The following is a 16,918-nucleotide window of genomic DNA, read 5'->3' as shown; positions in this document are numbered from 1 at the left end:
GATCGTTCAAGAGATTATTCCAGGTACAATTCCCTCCCTGGCCCCCAGCGGCTTTGCAAAGGGCCGTCCGAAAGAGCTTTCAGGCGCACAAAATACCGCCTTCCGGGAATAAGACGCAAGGCCGCTGTAGTATCTGGCAAGGTTGCTTCCTTGATAATGTTGTTGAATCCGGGCTCTTCTGCCAGCTGCATCCGGTAACTCGAGGCTGTATCAACTTTTTGCCAGAATACGCGAACCTGGCTGTCGATGTAATTGATACTGATGATGCGCACCGGTGGGAGCGTTCCGTTTACGATCAGTTTGCGAGGCTGACTGGCCGCTACTGAATTCCCGCCGGCTTCTGTAACCACGCGCCAGTAATACTGGCCAGGGCTCAGAGGGCGGGAAGGCAAAGCTGTTGTCTCCGGAGCCCATTCGCTGGTTGCTATAAGGTTTCCAAAGGTCTCATCTTCGGCAATCTCTACCCGGGCGACTTCGTTTTCACCGTTGAGCGTCCAGCGGAATTCGGGCATGTCATCGTTCACGCTGCCCCCATTTTCCGGTGTCAGCAAGCTGGCTGTGCGGGCCTGTAGATTCACTTCTACCGGAAGTATGCCGGGCATTCCCGCCATACCGTTCTGGTCCAGGGCTGCCAGGAGAATCTTGTACGCGCCGTTATCCAGGCGATTGATAGCAAAGCTGTTGCCGCTTATTTTTCGGCTTTCCACCCAGAGTCCGCTATCTGTTTCAAAGATATCCAGGCGATAGTTGGTTGCCGGGCTTTTTTGCCAGGTCATTTCCGCAGGTAGTTGGGTGAGCACAGGCTTGAGTGGGTTAATTACCGGTGCCGCTGGCATCTTGCGTATGCTCAGTTTGCTACGGCCGTTACTGGTAACCGTTGCACTATAGCCTGCAGGAATTCGCTGGTTCTGGTTTGGTGCTCCGAAATCGACCACACCTTCTGTTACCTGCAAACTGGTGCCTTGCGGGCCAGTTTGTAGTGAAAAAGCAGTGCCGCGAACGGCGGCAATGGCAGAGGGAGTCTCAATTTCAAAGCGGGCGCCGCCTTCAATAACCGGCTTGACGCGGGTGTGGACTTCTCCCCGGTTCAGCCTGAGCCGGGTGTCGACCATGCCGGATTTGCCATACTGAGTCAGGCGATTGAATCTCAGCCGGGAATCCGGGGAGAGGCGGACTTCCGAGCCGTCAGCCAGGGTTATGGTTGCGGCTCCTGTGCCGGAATGCACTTCATCCCCAACCCGTATCAGCGTGTCTTTCGTCAGGCTTTTTTTGCGCCCGTCAACACCTGATATCAGCTGAACGCTGCCGGAGACTGAGGTGGCGCGTGCGGGCTCGGGTTGTCTCTTCAGCCAGGACAGAGGGATGCGAATGCGATCTCCTTCTCCAAGCGTGGCGGGATTCTGGATTGTGTTGTATTGAAGCAGGCGGCCGGAACTATAGCTTTTGGCCAAAAGATCCTTAGCCACCTCTGCAAAGCTCTCGCCGGGCTTCAAAGTGTAAGTCCACTCGGGGATGGCGTCGCTGGCAGAATTTGCCACGGTGGTCGCCGAGCCTCGGGTAATAGACAGTTCCGCCCACACAGGCATGCCCAGCATCAGAAGAGCCAGCAACAGACATGCTTTGGTGACGGGCGAGATTCGATATTCAGTCATTCTGTACTTGTACTTCCTGGTTTGCTTCCTGGGTTCCTGTCATATCTTCATTTACGACTTCGGTTTTCATGGCTTCTAGGCGGTAGCCGCGCTGGTAGATTGTCTTGATGCGGAAACCGTTTTCCGGATTCAGGCCCAACCGGCGCCGCAGGCGGCTCATGTGCGTGTCTACAGTTCGGGTGTTGATATCCCGCGCCAGCCCCCACACCCGTTCCAGAAGCACTTCCCGGGTGAGCAGCCGGCACTGGTTCTGAAACAGAAACAGCGTCAGGTCGAAGTCTTTGTCGGTTAACGTAAGCGCTTCACCATGGAGGTTGATGGTTCGTTGCTGCGTATTGACCTCGAAGGGCCCGTATTTAAGGATTTCTTTTTCATTGTTCGGGTTGGCACGACGTGCCAGAGCGTTAATGCGCGCCACCAGTTCTGCAGCTCGGGCAGGTTTTGCGAGGAAGTCGTCCGCACCAGCGTCAAGAGCTTCAACAATGTCGGATTCGCTGTCGCGCTGGGTCAGAAACAGTACAGGGATCGGCCAGTTGATCTGGGCCCTGATGCTTTTTAAAACGTCGATGCCAGTCATGTCTGGAATCTGCCAGTCGAGAATCATCAGGTCATAGCTTCGGTGCAGTGCTGCGCTGAGAAAGCCCTGGCCGGTTGGGAAGCTGTCGCAGTGATGGCCGCGCTCAGACAAAATGGACTGGATGTGCTGCGCCTGTTCCTGTTGATCTTCAAGCAGAGCAATGCGCATTGCGCCTCTCCTGGAGTAAATGATGTCACGTTGCGATGCTGTTTCGCGGATGGCGATACAGTAGTCCTGCTATATCAGTCAATTGTCACAAAATGCTGAACGGCATTCCGTTTCGTTATGTAGACTTGCGTAAACGGGTTGCAGGTTTCCCGTCGTCGTCATCCAGTGTTTGTCGGCAGGCAGGGAAATTACTGCAGCCCCAGAACCAGCCTTTTTTACCTTTTCGCCTTACCAGAGGTGAGAAGCAGTGAGGGCAGGGAATGGGTTTCTGGTTGGTACCATCTTCCGGAACCGCATCCTCAACGGGGCGTGTACCGCGGCAATCGGGGTATCGTGTGCAGGCAAAAAAACGGCCAAATTTCCCGTCTCTTTCCGTCATAGGCGCACGGCATTTGGGGCAGTTTGGAGCTTTGGTCTGTGGCCCGGTATCAGGCGCACCGGTTGCAGGGCCAATGAATCCGCGGATTTCCGACTTCAGCTTTTCCAGAAATTCACGGGGGTCGTCTTCGCCTCTGCGGATCCCTTCCAGGGTTGCTTCCCAGACTGCAGTTCTGTCTGGCTTGCTGACGGATTCCGGTAGTGCACTGATCAGTGCCTTGCCTTTGTCCGTGGCCCGGATGTGCCGGCTGTCCCTGTACAGGTAGTCCCGTTTGAACAGGGTGTCGATGATGTTTGCACGGGTAGCCTCTGTTCCAAGGCCGTCGGTGTCCCGCAGGGTTTTTCGCAACTCGGAGTCGGTTACAAATCGAGCTATGTTGGTCATCGCCGATAGCAATGTAGCATCGGTGAAGTACTGGGGAGGTTTGGTTTTGCGCTCACTCACGGAGCTGTCTTCGCAGAATACCGGTTCGCCCTTATCCAGGCGGGGTAAAGGAGATTTTTCTGCTTCCTGCTTCTTGTCCCTGAGCTTCAGTTCCAGTGCTTTCCAGCCAGGTTTCAGTACAGCCGTTTCTGTAGCGCGGAACCGGTGTTCTGCTACCCGCACGGTAATCCGGCCTTCACGATGTATGGCGTCAGCCGAAAACTGCATCAGGTAATAGCGGCTGATAAGGCCGTAGATTTTTTGTTCAGCGTCGCTGAGTTTGCCGTTGGGCGCTGTCCGGCTGGTCGGAATAATAGCGTGGTGGGCGTCGACCTTTTTGTCGTTCCAGGCGGCAGTCCGGCGGTTGAAATCAGCTTTATTGCAAGCCTCGTCAAGGTCTGGTGCGACCCGGCCTATGGCGCCTGTTACTTGCTCCCGCTGAGCATAGTGCCCTTCAGGCAGATACCGGCAGTCGGAGCGAGGGTAGGTTATGAGCTGATGGCGCTCGTAGAGATTCTGAGCAGTGTCCAGTACGTCTTTAGCCCCCATGCGGAACAGACGGCCTGCTTCTATCTGCAGCGCAGACAATGAAAATGGCAAGGGGGGTGCTTCGGGTCGGTCGCGAAACCGGGACTCAACAACGGAACCAGGCCGGCTGTTTACTGCAGCTGCAATGTGTTCGGCTGTAGCTCTGTCCAGAAGACGGTTTTCTTCGTCCAGATGGTCCTGAAACTGGTCATCGGGAAGCCAGCGCGCCGTGAAGGCTTGCTGGTCAGATTCTTCTTCCTGTGCTTTGAAGCGCGCTTCCAGGCGGAAGTAGGGCATGGGCTCAAAGTTTTCGATGGTATTGTCCCGCTCTACCACCAGCCCAAGTACCGGTGTTTGAACGCGCCCGACGGAATAGACCCCTTTTTGCCCCTGTTGCTGGTAGTTAAGTGTATAAAAACGGGTGAGGTTGATGCCATAGAGCCAGTCTGCTCTCTGTCGGGCGAGCGCCGAGTGGGAGAGCCTGCGGAACTCCAGGTTGTCTCTGGGATGCTGAATGGCTTTGGCAACGGCCGCCGGGGTCAGGTCGTTAATGAGTATCCGCTTTACCGGCGCGCTGGTTCCAAAGTAGCGAATTACTTCATCAACCAGTAGCTGACCTTCTCTGTCCGGATCGCCAGCGTGGACGATGGTAGTGGCCTGTCGGATCAGGGATTCAAGTGCTTTAAGCTGCTGACGTACGCTGTCTTTGGGGGTTACCTGCCACTTGTCGGGGAACATGGGAAGGTCATGCTGACGCCAGGCCTTCCAGGCCGGGTTGTAGCTGGCCGGCTCTGCCGGTTCCAGAAGGTGGCCAATGCACCAGCTTACCGTAGCCGATTCATTTCCCTGGCCGCAGCGGATCCAGCCCTGGCCTTTCTGATAGGGGCCAGGGAGGGCGGCGGCAATTGCTCTGCCGAGGCTTGGTTTTTCGGCGATATACAGGAGCATGGCTTGGGTCTGATTTTATCCGGGTTGAGGTCGCAGGGGAATGTGGCGGTTTGGTGGTTGGGTGTCAAGGTTCGGAGGGTGTCTCTTCTGTAGTAAACTGTTGGTATAGGTGGCTGTGGGGTATCGCCGTCAAATTCCGAGCGAATGTTGAGAGTTTAACTGTTATGAAAATCCAGAACACAATTGAAGCCAAGCTGAAAGAAGCGTTTGATGTGAGCATTCTTCAGGTGGAAAATGAAAGCCATAAGCATAGTGTGCCGCCAGACTCTGAGACGCATTTCAAGGTGACTCTGGTGTCACCGGCATTTGTCGGGCAAATGAAGGTTAAGCGGCATCAGGCTATTTATAAAGTGCTTTCGGAAGAGTTGGAGATGGCGGGTGGCGTGCATGCGCTGGCGTTGCATCTATACTCTCCGGAGGAGTGGGAGGCTTCCGGGCAGGTTGCGCCTGCATCACCGAATTGTCTCGGTGGCTCAAAGGCGGATTCGCAGGCAGCGGCTTCAGGCGCCCAAAATCAGAATGGAGTGCGTTCATGAGCCAGTTTTTTCAGATTCATCCAGAAAACCCGCAGAAGCGGTTGGTCAAACAGGCGGTAGAAATTCTTCGCAGTGGTGGCGTTATTGTCTATCCCACAGACTCGGGCTATGCCCTTGGTTGTCATTTGGGTGAAAAGCCCGCTGCTGACAAGATCAAGCGGATTCGCAAGCTCGATGACAAGCATAACTTTACGCTGGTGTGCCGGGATCTTTCGGATATCGGAGTCTATGCAAAAGTAGATAACACCCAGTATCGCTTACTTAAAACATTCACGCCGGGGCCCTACACGTTCATTCTGGATGCAACGAGTGAAGTGCCTCGCAGGCTGCTGCACCCCAAGCGGCGGACAATTGGCGTGAGAGTGCCCGATAACGCCATCGTTCAGGCGCTTCTGGGTGAGTTGGGTGAGCCGATTATGAGCAGCACGCTGATATTGCCTGGCGAGTCCGAACCAATGACTGATCCCTACGATATCCGGGATACACTGGAGCATGAGCTGGACCTGATTATTGACGGTGGTTTTTGCGGAATGGAGCCGACTACAGTGGTTAACTTCACCGGTGACGCCCCCACGGTTACCCGGGTTGGCAAGGGTGATCCAGCACCTTTTGAGAGTTGATACTCAGGCCCGGGTGTTCAGGTTGAAGGCGTAGGCACCTTGATTTTCTGCAATTTCAACCTGATTCGTCGGAGCTGAACGCCGGAGGGTGTCATAACGGTGCACCAGGTCCTGCAAGCCGTTGAACTGCTGGTCTTCACTGATTATTGTGTCCAGCAGTGAATTGTTCACGCCATAGGCCTGGTTAAGCTTCATGGCATTATCCATGAAGTGCAGAGTCGGTTCATTTACGCTCAACCGGCTGAAAGCATCTGTAAAGTTCTTGTTGACGTTCAGATCGTTCTCTATACGGGTGCGGGTTCCCTCTGGAACTTTTCCGTCCACCACAATCTTGCCGCTATCATTTTTATTGACGCTGACTACAGTGGTCGGGCTCAGATTGTATTCGGCAAGTTTATGCCGCAGGGTCTCTTTTAAAAAGGCAAGATCCTGCCCCACGGTTTGCTTGTAATCTGCCAGCGGTAACTTCTGAGATTTCAGCTTTCCCATATCACTCAGGGAATCGCCCGAAGGCGTGAAGCGGTCGCCGCCGGGGCTGGCAGGCTGCACTGTCTCTGAGCTGGCAGCCCTTTTGGTCTGTTGCCCCTCTGTCTCCGCTGCTGACCGGTTTTCCAGTGTTTGCTGAAAACGAGTGCTTGCCTGAATCAGGGAAGTCAGCAGTGACATGATGTTTTCCTCCATGGCCCACAACTGGCGCGCCAAAAAAATGCTTGATTACACATCAGGTAGCACATTCCGCGCCACTTGGCAGAAACGCTCCATTCTGACCTGCGTCAGTAAAAAATTGACGCAAATCTATAAAGTTAATCGCCGTTATGCCGTCAATAACAAATAGAACCTCTGAGGAACCCCGGCTTGTTATGAAAAATCAATACTCGATCCGTTTTCTGTTACTCGCTGCTTTGGCAGCCGGGTTTTCGCTCATTCTTGTATTTACAGTGTTATACAGCGCGAACGCCCAGCGTGATCACATGGAAGAGTTCAGTCACAAGTATGTGGATGGTCTGGCAAAGTCTTATTTTGATGGCCTGAATACCATGATGGTGACCGGCACGATCAGCAACCGGGACGTGCTTCGTGACAAGGTAATGGCCCCGGAGGATGTGCTGGATGTAAGAGTTGTGCGCAGTGATCAGCTGAATCGGATGTTTGGCAAGGGTACTCAGGCCGAACAGGTGCGTGATTCTGCGGACGAAAAGGCCCTGGCGGGGGAGCGGATTGAACAATATTCAAACAATGGTGATGGCCGCGTTTATACGCTGATTGAACCTGTCATTGCCCGCGAAAATTATCAGGGTGTGAATTGTCTGGGCTGTCATCAGGCGCAGGACGGCGATGTTCTGGGGGCAATACGAGTGGACTATTCACTGGCGGAGAGTGATGACAGCCTGCGCCAGCAACTGCTGGCGAGTGGTGGCATTCAGGTTATTACTTTTATTGTGGTGTTTTTCCTGACCGCACTGGCCTTGAATCGGCTGGTTTTCTCCAGATTACGACGGCTGCAGGCCAGTATGGATAAGATTTCGGGAAACTCCGACCTGACGCTTGAGCTGGACGTGACACGCAATGATGAAATCGGTTCTGTGTCTCTGGCGTTCAATCGCATGATGGCGAAAATCCGGGAGAGTATGCATACAGTTATGGATAACGCTGCACAGGTGGAGCAGGCCGCTCGCCGTATTGCAGCAAAAGCGGACACCACCGGCCATGAAGTGATGGCACAGAAGGACAATACCGATCAGGTGGCCAGTGCAACCACGGAAATGGCGGCCTCTGCCGTTCAGGTGCGTGGCAATGCCAATCACACATCTCGCAAATCAGAAGAAACAGCGGAGTCTGCCAGCAGCGGTGAGCGCCTTGCGAGAGCTGCAGTGGAGGGTATTGAAGCGCTAAATACCGAAGTGCAGGGCGGTGCCAGGCGAATCGCTGACCTGAACGAGCGCACTGGCCGGATGGCGGGCATGCTGGAAGAAATTTCCAATATTGCCGATCAGACGAATCTGCTGGCGCTGAATGCGGCCATCGAAGCAGCCAGAGCAGGGGAGCAGGGTCGCGGTTTCTCAGTGGTTGCAGATGAAGTTCGTGCTCTGGCAGCCCGCACTCAGGTTTCCACAGAAGAAATCCGGGAAACGATTAACGGGCTTAAAAGCGAAGTGGTTGATTGCGTAGCTACCATGCGCGACGCTTCGGATATGGCTGGCCATCAGGTAGAAGCTATCCTGAAAGTAGAGTCCGAGTTGCAGACCATTGCCTCGGCTGTTCGTGAGATTACGTCTCTGAACCAGGAGATGGAAAGCGCAGCGAACGAACAAAGTGATGTGTCAGAAGCCATTAATCAGAACGTGATTGAAATCAGTCGCTCCGCAGAGCAGACGTCAGCTGATGCTCAGGAAACGGCGGATATTGCAGGTGAACTGCTCAAGATGGCGGAAGCGCTCAGAGAAACCATAGAGCAGTTCCGTCTGAACAAGTAAGGGACATGGCGGGGCGGCCTTTGCAGGCCGGCCCTCGCAATCGTTACCCGGCGATCAGCCCTGTCGGGTAACATCAATAATCCTGAGATGAATATTATTGCGGCCACGGATTGGCCACTCAATGGAATCACCCACCGAAAGCCCGAGCAGGGCGGAACCTGCCGGTGCAAGGATAGAGATTTTACCTTCTCCGCTGCCCACTTCATGGGGGTACACCAGGGTCAGCTCCTGTTCCTGGCCACTATCCTCATTTTTAAAGCGAACACGTGAGTTCATGGTTACTACGTGTTCAGGCATTTCCGCGAGCGGCACAAGTGTGGCCCGGCTCAGTTCATCATCCAGACCGTCAGCAACGTCCGAGTCACCCTGTTTCTCGATCAGGGTTGTTAAGCGGTTAAAATCTTCTTCAGCAACCAGTATTGGCGGCATGTCAGCCATAGTAATCTCCCGGAAATATGTTTGTAATATGAAATATCAGGATTCAAACGCCGAATCCGGCGTTCTAGAAGCGGATTCAGCGAGAAAAGAGAAAGGCAGACAACACACCAGCAGTGTCTGCCTGTTTGCGGACACTGAAACGGTGGAAAGGAATGGTCTCTGAGAAAAGCGTTCTCACAGGCTCACCTGATGCGTTGATTCTGATAATTAAAAGGAAGTGCAGCACTTCGGCCACTTTCGTCAATCTATAAGCTTTTGCCGGGTTCCACAAGTGGGTGGGGACAAAACCCGGTAAATAAAACGTGCAGGGGAAAAGTCGCATTTGGCTCCTTCCCCTGAGCAAGACTTAGTCTTGCGTAAAGCTGTCTCAAAAGCGTCTCAGAACCCGCCTGCCCAGCCGCATGTGAATTGCGAGCCATCGGTTGGGGCAGGGCGCTAACTGCTTCTGCCCCAAGCAATCACTAATCGGGAAAGTCCAGCTCAAAGTCCTCCGGACATTTTGCTTCATCAGGAAACTCGTCCTCATTCCCCCAATACTGGTAGTGAATCTCCGATGCTTTCAGCCGATCGTCTTCGATTACATACCTTACTGAAACCGTACCCGGGGTTTTATCGTACGCGATCCCATTGACTGACAGGCAGTAGCCATCTTCGTTGGGCGTTTGGTAGTGGGCGTGGGTGGTTGATAACCATGCAGGGTAAGCTGCATAGTTTTTCAGTTCCTCTAGCTCGTCACCATCGGCATTGTCGAAATATTCAATCCAGTTGCTGGCAAGGTGTCGGCTAAGGTCCGTTGTCTGGAGATTGCTTTCGAGCTCTTTCTTAAATGCCTGATAAGCCTGCCAGGCATTGGCCGGAAGTTCCCTCTCAGACGTGGTCGAGCAGCCGGAAAGTATGAGAGTGGTCAGCACCAGGAAGCTGGTAATCTTTTTTGTCTGCATGCTCAGTTCCCCAATGCTTCCTGTAATTGGCGATCCACTTGGGCAGGTCGTCCTTGTAGAGCTCTGGCAGCTCTGCATAGAAAACCGGAGCAGGTCGTGATGAGTTTTTCTACATCAATACTCCCACTAGCGGAAATGGAGGCGACTCCAACTCGAATTCTTGCATTGAATCGAAGGTCTCCAGCGTCATTAACTGACATCATCGCGCGGAAAACACCGGCATTGACGCCGATTTCCTGAAGGGTTTCGCGTGCTACGAAGGATACTCGACCAGCATTTCCACTCAATGCGGCTTGTCCGTTTTAATCAACGGTTAGGGTTAAGGGGCCGACTTCTCGTACAAGCGCTGTGGTGATGCCTTTATTCTTGCTATATGCCACTTCCAATAAACGGGCTACGGTAATTCGCACCTCGGCGGCAATCGGGGTTTGAGTACTCATTCGAAATTCCTTTTTCGCTTAAGCTGAATTGGGTTGCAGATTTTGCAAAAACAAGGAGGGGAGGCTGACGTGGAGCAGCTAATGAAAGCGCGGCAAAGCTTCTGGCGATTCCGGCATCCGTTCCCTCGATGCGCTGTGAAGCGTAATCCATATTTGAAACAAAGATCAAGGAATCCCGTCCATTCCCGACCAACCCACATCAACTTCACACCGTAATTACAAAGACTTGAAACGAATGCCTCTTTAGAGCAACTGGCGTTTTCTGTAGTCCCGTTAAGATTGATGGGGCAGGCCCCATGCCTGCCAGGCAGCGCGCTCTCCAAGTACTTTGAGCCGGGAGTTGCGACGACATGCCATTGATGGCTAACATCTATGATGCCGAGGCTGCAGCCCTCTCATCATGTTCAGCGCGTCTTGTTTGCCGGGCCAAGCCCAAGCTGGCCGAATTTACCCTGTTGGGGCCGTTGGTAGGTGTTGTCGGTTGGTTTCTCGGCTTGTATTGGCTGCTATGGATAGGTGTCGTTCTTGCCACCATAAATTTATCCCTGAATCTTGCTTCGGGCGCTATGAAGCTACCGGTTTTACCGGGCGTGTTCATGTTTGTTGCCGCTGAATTGCTTAATCCTTGGTATCTGGGGGTTGGCGTTGGCTTGCTCATCTGGAAAGCTCTGGAAGGTGCTGCTGAGTTGTTCCGGCCAAGATCCGTGGGGGAATGATGAGGGATCGCATAACCCGTTGTTTTGGATTGTTGTGGTCTTCTTCCAATTTAGTGGACCCGCATTGGGTACTCCGAAGGAGGAACTCGTGAAAAAGATTGTTTTTACCCTGCTCATATTAATTGGTACGTTTCCAGCTCTGGCCGCTGACGACGAACAAGCTCAATCCGCATACTCCTGGCTTGAGTTGATTGATACCGGCAAATACGAAGAAAGCTGGAATCTGACCGGTTCATTTTTTAAGGGGAAACTGTCTCGCGATCAATGGTTACATGCATTAACTGAGGCCCGTAAGCCATTGGGGGATTTGCGATCCAGAGAGGTGAGTTCCGTTACTGAAACAGGTTCGTTACCTGGCGTGCAGGATGGCGAATATGTGGTTTTTATCTTTACTTCCTCATTTGAAGGTCAGGATTCGGCCACCGAGACACTGACGTTGACTAAAGAAAATGGCGAATGGCGGCCAGTTGGTTACTTCATCCGGTAGGGCATGGCCTTCGAGTTTAGGAATGGAATCCACAGCATCCGGATGAATTTTTTCGGAATGTATGTCTGGAGCCTTGTGGTATCAGTTCCCGCTATCGTGCGATCTGTCTGGGCATTTCACCTCCTACGGGTCCTACACCATATTGGTAAACAATCGAAAATATGGCGATAGCAGAGTCCGATCACCAGCCAAAGAGAGTTTCCTGCGGGATATTGCCAGACTGAGGGGTGGAGACAACGACTTCGTGGTGGCTGCCAGCTTGGATATTGGCGCACTCAGAGCGTTCCAAAGTCGAGCAAAACGCTGGCCTGATGAAGGTGACAGATTTAAACCCGTACCCGAGGGATATAGAATATTGGGCGACAGGAGAAAGCTGCCACCCTGGTAACTGGGGGCTTACCTTGAAGCGTTTTCCAGGGAGCTAATGAGCACTTCCAAGTCCTTTGCACGGACCAATTTTCGCCTCTGTCTTACCAGTTCTTTGTTGAGATAGGCAAGGGCATCCGGGTCGCTACAGAATCTTTCTGCCAATTCCAGCGGTGTCATGTTGTATGAGTCTCGGTGCCAGGTCAGCTGCTCATTTAAGTTTCCACCCCAAAATGTACCCCCCGGATATATAGATTGGGGCGGGGCTTTATAGATCGTTAAGGACGGTTGAGTTCCGTTAAGTTTCTTAAAAACAGGCGGTTGTGGAGATTATTGGATCGATACAGAAGGGTGATTGGTGCCCTCGGCAGGACTCGAACCTGCTACCTTCCCCTTAGGAGGGGGACGCTCTATCCAGATGAGCTACGAAGGCGCTTCTTTAAGAAGATCGGTATGATAACGGCCAGAAGCTTATGGCTCAAGGTGTTACCGTGATTTCTGCTTGTCCGGGAGTGTGTTTTGTCTGATCCGTTCTCATTAACCATTATTGTCCCGGTCTGGATGGAGGCGGGGGATATTGTGGAAACGCTTGAAGCTCTGCAGCCTCTGCGCCTTGCAGGGCATGAGGTTATTGTTGTGGATGCCGGTAGTACGGATGGGAGCGCCGGGCTGGCGGCCCCGCTTGCGGATCGTGTGATTCAGTCGGGAAAAGGCAGGGCTGTTCAGATGAATGCAGGGGCATCAGTTGCGAAAGGTGATGTTCTGTTGTTTCTGCACGCAGATACCCGGCTTCCCGCTGATGCCCTGGCTTGCCTGAACGGTTTTTTTCATAGCAACAAAGCCTGGGGGCGGTTTGATGTGCGCCTGAGTGGGCGGGGTGTGATGCTTCGGGTGATAGCCTGGTTTATGAACTGGCGCTCCCGGTTAACGGGAATTTGCACCGGTGATCAGGCGTTTTTTGTGCGCAAAACTGTTTTCGAGACCTTGAAGGGTTTTGAGGAACTACCGGTTATGGAGGATGTCGAATTTTCTCGGCGGCTTTGCCGTATTTCCCGGCCCTTTTGTCTCCGTGCCTTGGTTACAACAGATAGTCGCCGCTGGGAGCAGCGGGGCGTCTGGCGCACCATTTTTCTTATGTGGCGGTTACGCTGGCGATACTGGCGTGGCGAATCACCGGAATCACTTGTTCACTCTTACCGCTCGGACGTTCGTAATGGCTCAGACTGAAACCTCACATTCTCTGTTGATGCAATTCGCTAAATGGCCGGAAGCGGGCCGGGTCAAAACACGCCTTATTCCTGCGCTTGGGGTTTCCGGGGCGCTGAATGCGCACCTGGCCCTTACGAACGCAGTACTGGATAACCTCTGTAGGTCGGGGCTTCCTGTGCAGTTCTGGTGGGACAGAAACGTGGAATCAGTTCCTGCGGATGCGCAGGAACTTGTCCGCACTATTGAGCAACGGGGCCTGGAACAGAATATACAACAGGGCCCCAACCTGGGTGTTCGGATGCTTGGCGCCCTTGGTGCCGGCCTTGAGTCCCACACCCATGCTTTGATTGTGGGAAGTGATTGTCCGTCGGTTGAATCGGAGTATGTGCATCAGGCTATAGCTCGCCTGCAGGAATACGATGTGGTTCTGGGGCCTTCAGACGACGGTGGCTATGTATTGATTGGTGCACGCCGGGTAGTGCCCCATATGCTCGATGGTATCGAGTGGGGCACGGAAAGTGTGCTGGAACAGACTTGCGAAAGGTTAAAGAAGCTGGGGCTCAGCGTTAGTTTGCTGGAGCCCCGTTGGGATGTGGATGAGCCGGAGGACTGGGCGCGCTTTCAGCTTACTTTGCTGTGACCGGCGGCTGCTTCCGGACAAGTTCCCGTGCTTTATAAGCACTCAGGCCTTCCCCGCCAGTTACGGCACGTATTGCCCTGTCTCTGTTTAACACTGCATCCCTATAGGTAGTCTTCAGATCTTCAAGGCTTACCGCTTTGACCGCTTCTGCGAGCTTCTCGCGGGAGTCAAAGCTATCTGAGCCCCGGTCAATCTCGCGCCAGTAGCGACCTGAAATCTCTCCCAGCTGACGATCCTGATCCAGTATGCTGCTGATCACCGCCTGCTTTTCCCGGCTCAGGCGCTCCTCGTCCAGATTACCAAGGACTTCCTCATAGCGTTTGGCAAACTCGCGAACCGCCTGATCTATTTCTTCCTGGCTGGCGGTAGGGGATTGAACCACAAAGCCTAGGCCTGGGGTTTCGAGCAGCTCAAAAGGTGTGGCGTACACAATGTAGCCAAGCTGGCGGGTGGTGCGGATATCCTCATAAAAAGGACTGCTTATAATCTGTGCCAGCAGGCGGAACCGGGCGCGCTCTTCAAAGCTGGTGTTCCTGCCCTGAGAGTAAAGCGTATATCCCGTATCAGGGTGGTCTACATTCAGAGAAACCAGCATTTCGTTTTCAGGAAGCCTGTGTACACGGCTGCGCTCAACATCTACCAAGTCACTCTTGCCCAGAACAACAGCATTAACCTGCTGTGCCAGGTTCAGTGCATAGGCTTCTGTAATATTGCCATGAGCCAGTAGCACCGGGTCTACTTCCGAAAGCAGGGCGTTGGCAAAGGATATAAGGTCGTCAAGAGTCACTTCTCTGGCAGCTTGCAGTTTTTCTTTAGTGCTCCAGGTGTCCTCAAGCAGGGCCGTCTGGATGAACCTTGATGTCTGTTCAACCGGACGGTTTTTGGCTTTGTTCTGCAGGCTGTCTATCAGGTTTTGTCGGGCAATATCAAACCGCTGCCGGGTTACTTCCGGAGTGGCAATCTGCATCAGGATGCGGTTCATCAGCGTGTGCAGTTTGTCCGTGTAACCACCAACCCGCACAGTAATGCCGCGCAAGTGTGGATAGATGCTGTAATCCAGTCCGGCAAGGCGGGCGGAATAGGCCCAGGCGTTCAGGTTGTTATTGATGCTGTCTATAAGCAGCTTTGTTAAAACGTGACTGCGTGCGGATGCGCGGACAGCCGGGGTGCGCAGGCTGAAGAATACGTTGGCCTTTGGTGTGTTAAAGCGAGTGTCCCGTGCAAACCAGATCGCCATGCTGTCCTGGTTGCCCAGGAGTTCAGGCTTGTTCATGGTGTTGCCGGATACCATGGCGAGATTTTCAGGCACAAATGGATTTGGTAAGGGTAGCCGAAGTGCTTTCGTCAGGGCTTCTGGTGCCTTGGTCCGGAGATATTCTGCATTCAGGGGTTCGATCTGCCAGGGGGTGTCGTACCACTGAGTCAGGTTTGGGTTTGTGAGCTTTGGTTCCGGTGCCAGCAAATAGGCCATCACGTTATCGGGAGTTAGCCTGTCGAGGATTTCGTTGTATTGATCCGGAGCGTAACGCTCCATCAGCCAGGGCGCACTGAGAAGGACATCTGCGGGGTAATCCTGGAGTTGGCTCGACAGACGCATGGCTTCATGAACCGGTTCGCCTTGTTCACGAAAGCGAAAATCAATTTGGGCCAGGCGCTGCATTTCTTGAAAACGTTGCTGGTCGATGCCTCGTTCACGAATGATGTCGATGTATTTGAAGACCAGAGGCAGGATTTCTTCGTACCGGCTCAGGCCCTCGGGTGTCAGGGCCATGCTGATGTCCAGCGTGGCATTTTCGCCGGTATCCATACCAATGCCTGCTGAAAGGCTATCGGCAAGGCCGCTCTTTTTGAGCACATCGAAAAGGCTCCCCGGGCCCTCATGCCCAAGCAGGTTGGAGACATAGCTTGCGGGCTTGGTGCGGTAATTTTTCTGCTGGGATGGAATCGGGAAGGATAACGACAGGCTGCGGACATCTTTGATGGCTTTTGCTGTTACCAGTGCTGGTAGTTTTTCGGTTTCAAGCAGGCTTGCTGTGTGTGCCCTCGGCTTCAGGTGGCGGTTCTCAATCGTGCCAAAGCGTGCGCGCACTGTGGTTTCCAGCTTGTCCAGCGATTGCGGGCCGTAGACCGCAAGAGTCATGAGGTTGGCGGAGTAATGGGTTTGCCAGAACTCGATCAGGTCAGGTCGAAGGGGATTGTCTTCGGTATTTTCCAGAGTAGTCAGGTTGCCGACGGCGAACTGGTGAAAGGCATGCTCAGGATTACTGGTAGCTTTTTTGACGGAATAGAAGCGACGCCCGTCTTCTTTTTGTTTAGCCCGGAACTCTGAATGAACGGCGTGGCGTTCGCGCTCGACCAACTCAGGAGTAAACAGGGGGGCAGCAAACTGTTGGGCAAAACGATCCAGTGCAGGCTCAAGATAGTCTGCCTGGATATCGAAAAAATAGTTGGTGTTGCGAAACGCGGTAAAAGCGTTGTGGCTGCCGCCGTGCGTTTTGATGAACTGCTGGTATTCACCGGCTTTGGGGTACTTTTCGGTGCCGAGAAAGAGCATGTGTTCCAGAAAGTGGGCGATGCCTTCCCGCTCTTTGGGGTCATCCCCGCTGCCAATGGCTACGTTCATGGATGCGGCAGCTTTTTCTGCATTCTTGTCGGATACCAGAATGGCTTTCAAGCCATTATCCAGTTCGATGAAACGGTAGTCGTTCTTATCGTTGGGGCTCTTGTCCGGTGTTTGCGCTGCACTGGCAAGGGAGCTCACAAATAACAGGAAAAGCAGCGCAAACACATTTGCTGATAGCACCTGTATTCGGGCATTCAAGTGATTACCGATTTGCATAGGGTCTCTGTCATCCGGTTAAAGGCGTTTAAGACGTGCTTTTGCTTGCACTGACTGCTGAAGATGGGGGTCTGCTCCACTCAGTGCATCATTGCATTGCGGGTGTTTTCCGGCTGTTGATCCAGCGTTTTTCGGGCCAGATCTGCCGCCTGATCTGCATCGAGTTGTCCGGATGCAATACGTTCCAGAACGGTGGCCATAATCGCAACAGACTGCCGGTATTCAGTAAATTCTGCCTGGAACGCAGTGTCGATAGCCTGGTAAACCGCCTGAATTTTCTGTTCCCGATCTCCGGCGTTCTTTGTCGTGTCGTTGATGGCTTTCAGGCAGGCGCGGGCAATAGCGATGTAGCGTTCGGTGTTCGGATTGTCATTTTGCATTATCTGGATTCCGGCATGTTGCTTGGTCTATGGAAAGAGTTGACGCCTGAAAAGGCAACAAGTTCCAGATTATCGCATTGCTGGCAGGCTGTTTCATTGCTTTGCGGTAATTCATCACCGGGGAGGGCGGGTGCCAATTACTGTGCTAGTCTAAAAT

General features: G+C 53.3%; 16 protein-coding genes and 1 tRNA gene. 7 read left to right on the top strand and 10 right to left on the bottom strand.

Translation table 11 applies throughout. From position 1 onward, the window contains the following. Positions 1–14 precede the first annotated feature (14 nt). From CPA50_RS13330 to CPA50_RS13320, 3 genes are all read right to left on the bottom strand, one after another. On the bottom strand, positions 15–1,652 hold the full coding sequence (locus tag CPA50_RS13330; protein ID WP_096783035.1) for a FecR domain-containing protein: 1,638 nt from the start codon (positions 1,650–1,652) through the stop codon (positions 15–17). Continuing rightward, positions 1,645–2,397, bottom strand: coding sequence for a response regulator transcription factor (locus CPA50_RS13325; protein WP_096783034.1), 753 nt, complete (start codon positions 2,395–2,397; stop codon positions 1,645–1,647). The genes CPA50_RS13330 and CPA50_RS13325 overlap by 8 nt, the downstream gene beginning before the upstream one ends. A 115-nt stretch (positions 2,398–2,512) precedes the next feature. Further along, complete coding sequence (locus tag CPA50_RS13320) at positions 2,513–4,675, bottom strand: DNA topoisomerase 3 (protein WP_096783033.1); 2,163 nt, start codon at positions 4,673–4,675, stop codon at positions 2,513–2,515. A 164-nt stretch (positions 4,676–4,839) separates the two neighbouring features. Here CPA50_RS13320 and CPA50_RS13315 point away from each other — a divergent pair, with 164 nt between their 5' ends. Both CPA50_RS13315 and CPA50_RS13310 read left to right on the top strand, forming a co-directional pair. Continuing rightward, positions 4,840–5,211: a BolA family protein gene (locus tag CPA50_RS13315; RefSeq protein ID WP_096783032.1), complete on the top strand. Its 372-nt coding sequence runs from the start codon at positions 4,840–4,842 to the stop codon at positions 5,209–5,211. Beyond that, the gene (locus tag CPA50_RS13310) at positions 5,208–5,831 is read left to right on the top strand and encodes an L-threonylcarbamoyladenylate synthase (protein ID WP_096783031.1); all 624 of its coding nucleotides are present in this window, start codon (positions 5,208–5,210) and stop codon (positions 5,829–5,831) included. Before CPA50_RS13315 ends, CPA50_RS13310 begins: the two co-directional genes overlap by 4 nt. A 3-nt stretch (positions 5,832–5,834) precedes the next feature. Here the strand turns inward: CPA50_RS13310 and CPA50_RS13305 are convergent, their stop codons facing one another. After that, complete coding sequence (locus CPA50_RS13305) at positions 5,835–6,497, bottom strand: hypothetical protein (RefSeq protein WP_096783030.1); 663 nt, start codon at positions 6,495–6,497, stop codon at positions 5,835–5,837. Positions 6,498–6,691: 194 nt separating this feature from the next. On the opposite strand from CPA50_RS13305, the gene CPA50_RS13300 reads away from it, so the two are divergent. Next, complete coding sequence (locus CPA50_RS13300) at positions 6,692–8,305, top strand: methyl-accepting chemotaxis protein (RefSeq protein ID WP_096783029.1); 1,614 nt, start codon at positions 6,692–6,694, stop codon at positions 8,303–8,305. A 54-nt stretch (positions 8,306–8,359) separates the two neighbouring features. Here CPA50_RS13300 and rnk read toward each other — a convergent pair whose 3' ends face one another. From rnk to CPA50_RS19475, 3 genes are all read right to left on the bottom strand, one after another. Then, a complete protein-coding gene (gene rnk / locus CPA50_RS13295) occupies positions 8,360–8,743 on the bottom strand; it encodes a nucleoside diphosphate kinase regulator (protein ID WP_096783028.1) in 384 nt (127 codons plus the stop codon). Between the two features lie 461 nt (positions 8,744–9,204). Next, a complete protein-coding gene (locus CPA50_RS13290; protein ID WP_096783027.1) occupies positions 9,205–9,684 on the bottom strand; it encodes a hypothetical protein in 480 nt (159 codons plus the stop codon). Between the two features lie 302 nt (positions 9,685–9,986). Beyond that, positions 9,987–10,124 carry a hypothetical protein gene (locus CPA50_RS19475; RefSeq protein WP_179397231.1) on the bottom strand — a complete coding sequence of 46 codons (138 nt, stop codon included), beginning with the start codon at positions 10,122–10,124 and terminating at the stop codon, positions 9,987–9,989. A 350-nt stretch (positions 10,125–10,474) separates the two neighbouring features. Here CPA50_RS19475 and CPA50_RS19470 point away from each other — a divergent pair, with 350 nt between their 5' ends. Continuing rightward, positions 10,475–10,840, top strand: coding sequence for a hypothetical protein (locus CPA50_RS19470; RefSeq protein WP_179397230.1), 366 nt, complete (start codon positions 10,475–10,477; stop codon positions 10,838–10,840). An 88-nt stretch (positions 10,841–10,928) separates the two neighbouring features. Then, positions 10,929–11,327, top strand: coding sequence for a DUF4019 domain-containing protein (locus CPA50_RS13285; protein ID WP_179397229.1), 399 nt, complete (start codon positions 10,929–10,931; stop codon positions 11,325–11,327). 722 nt (positions 11,328–12,049) lie between these two features. On the opposite strand, the gene CPA50_RS13275 is transcribed toward CPA50_RS13285, so the two are convergent. After that, positions 12,050–12,126 (bottom strand) — tRNA-Arg (locus CPA50_RS13275). 86 nt (positions 12,127–12,212) lie between these two features. On the opposite strand from CPA50_RS13275, the gene CPA50_RS13270 reads away from it, so the two are divergent. Both CPA50_RS13270 and CPA50_RS13265 read left to right on the top strand, forming a co-directional pair. Then, positions 12,213–12,920, top strand: coding sequence for a TIGR04283 family arsenosugar biosynthesis glycosyltransferase (locus CPA50_RS13270; protein ID WP_179397228.1), 708 nt, complete (start codon positions 12,213–12,215; stop codon positions 12,918–12,920). Further along, the gene (locus CPA50_RS13265; protein ID WP_096783025.1) at positions 12,907–13,542 is read left to right on the top strand and encodes a TIGR04282 family arsenosugar biosynthesis glycosyltransferase; all 636 of its coding nucleotides are present in this window, start codon (positions 12,907–12,909) and stop codon (positions 13,540–13,542) included. Before CPA50_RS13270 ends, CPA50_RS13265 begins: the two co-directional genes overlap by 14 nt. On the opposite strand, the gene CPA50_RS13260 is transcribed toward CPA50_RS13265, so the two are convergent. Both CPA50_RS13260 and CPA50_RS13255 read right to left on the bottom strand, forming a co-directional pair. Then, entirely contained in the window at positions 13,529–16,381 is a 2,853-nt protein-coding gene (locus CPA50_RS13260) for an insulinase family protein (protein WP_179397227.1), read from the bottom strand. The genes CPA50_RS13265 and CPA50_RS13260 overlap by 14 nt on opposite strands. Before the next feature lie 80 nt (positions 16,382–16,461). Continuing rightward, positions 16,462–16,761 (bottom strand): hypothetical protein, encoded by a 300-nt coding sequence (locus CPA50_RS13255; protein ID WP_096783024.1) that lies wholly within the window; start codon positions 16,759–16,761, stop codon positions 16,462–16,464. Between the last annotated feature and the right edge of the window lie 157 nt (positions 16,762–16,918).

It is taken from the genome of Marinobacter sp. ANT_B65 (genome assembly GCF_002407605.1).
Lineage (GTDB): Bacteria > Pseudomonadota > Gammaproteobacteria > Pseudomonadales > Oleiphilaceae > Marinobacter.
The sequence above is the reverse complement of the archived record's forward strand: the minus strand, read 5'-3'. Positions and strand labels throughout refer to the sequence as shown.

What these genes read in the sequence shown, in the direction of transcription:
- CPA50_RS13325 (WP_096783034.1), bottom strand. Translation starts at nt 2,397, where the DNA reads ATGCGCATTGCTCTGCTTGAAGATCAACAGGAACAGGCGCAGCACATC.
- CPA50_RS19470 (WP_179397230.1), top strand. Translation starts at nt 10,475, where the DNA reads ATGCCATTGATGGCTAACATCTATGATGCCGAGGCTGCAGCCCTCTCA.
- CPA50_RS13320 (WP_096783033.1), bottom strand. Translation starts at nt 4,675, where the DNA reads ATGCTCCTGTATATCGCCGAAAAACCAAGCCTCGGCAGAGCAATTGCC.
- CPA50_RS13290 (WP_096783027.1), bottom strand. Translation starts at nt 9,684, where the DNA reads ATGCAGACAAAAAAGATTACCAGCTTCCTGGTGCTGACCACTCTCATA.
- CPA50_RS13310 (WP_096783031.1), top strand. Translation starts at nt 5,208, where the DNA reads ATGAGCCAGTTTTTTCAGATTCATCCAGAAAACCCGCAGAAGCGGTTG.
- rnk (WP_096783028.1), bottom strand. Translation starts at nt 8,743, where the DNA reads ATGGCTGACATGCCGCCAATACTGGTTGCTGAAGAAGATTTTAACCGC.
- CPA50_RS13300 (WP_096783029.1), top strand. Translation starts at nt 6,692, where the DNA reads ATGAAAAATCAATACTCGATCCGTTTTCTGTTACTCGCTGCTTTGGCA.
- CPA50_RS19475 (WP_179397231.1), bottom strand. Translation starts at nt 10,124, where the DNA reads ATGAGTACTCAAACCCCGATTGCCGCCGAGGTGCGAATTACCGTAGCC.
- CPA50_RS13305 (WP_096783030.1), bottom strand. Translation starts at nt 6,497, where the DNA reads ATGTCACTGCTGACTTCCCTGATTCAGGCAAGCACTCGTTTTCAGCAA.
- CPA50_RS13265 (WP_096783025.1), top strand. Translation starts at nt 12,907, where the DNA reads ATGGCTCAGACTGAAACCTCACATTCTCTGTTGATGCAATTCGCTAAA.
- CPA50_RS13260 (WP_179397227.1), bottom strand. Translation starts at nt 16,381, where the DNA reads ATGCAAATCGGTAATCACTTGAATGCCCGAATACAGGTGCTATCAGCA.
- CPA50_RS13255 (WP_096783024.1), bottom strand. Translation starts at nt 16,761, where the DNA reads ATGCAAAATGACAATCCGAACACCGAACGCTACATCGCTATTGCCCGC.
- CPA50_RS13330 (WP_096783035.1), bottom strand. Translation starts at nt 1,652, where the DNA reads ATGACTGAATATCGAATCTCGCCCGTCACCAAAGCATGTCTGTTGCTG.
- CPA50_RS13315 (WP_096783032.1), top strand. Translation starts at nt 4,840, where the DNA reads ATGAAAATCCAGAACACAATTGAAGCCAAGCTGAAAGAAGCGTTTGAT.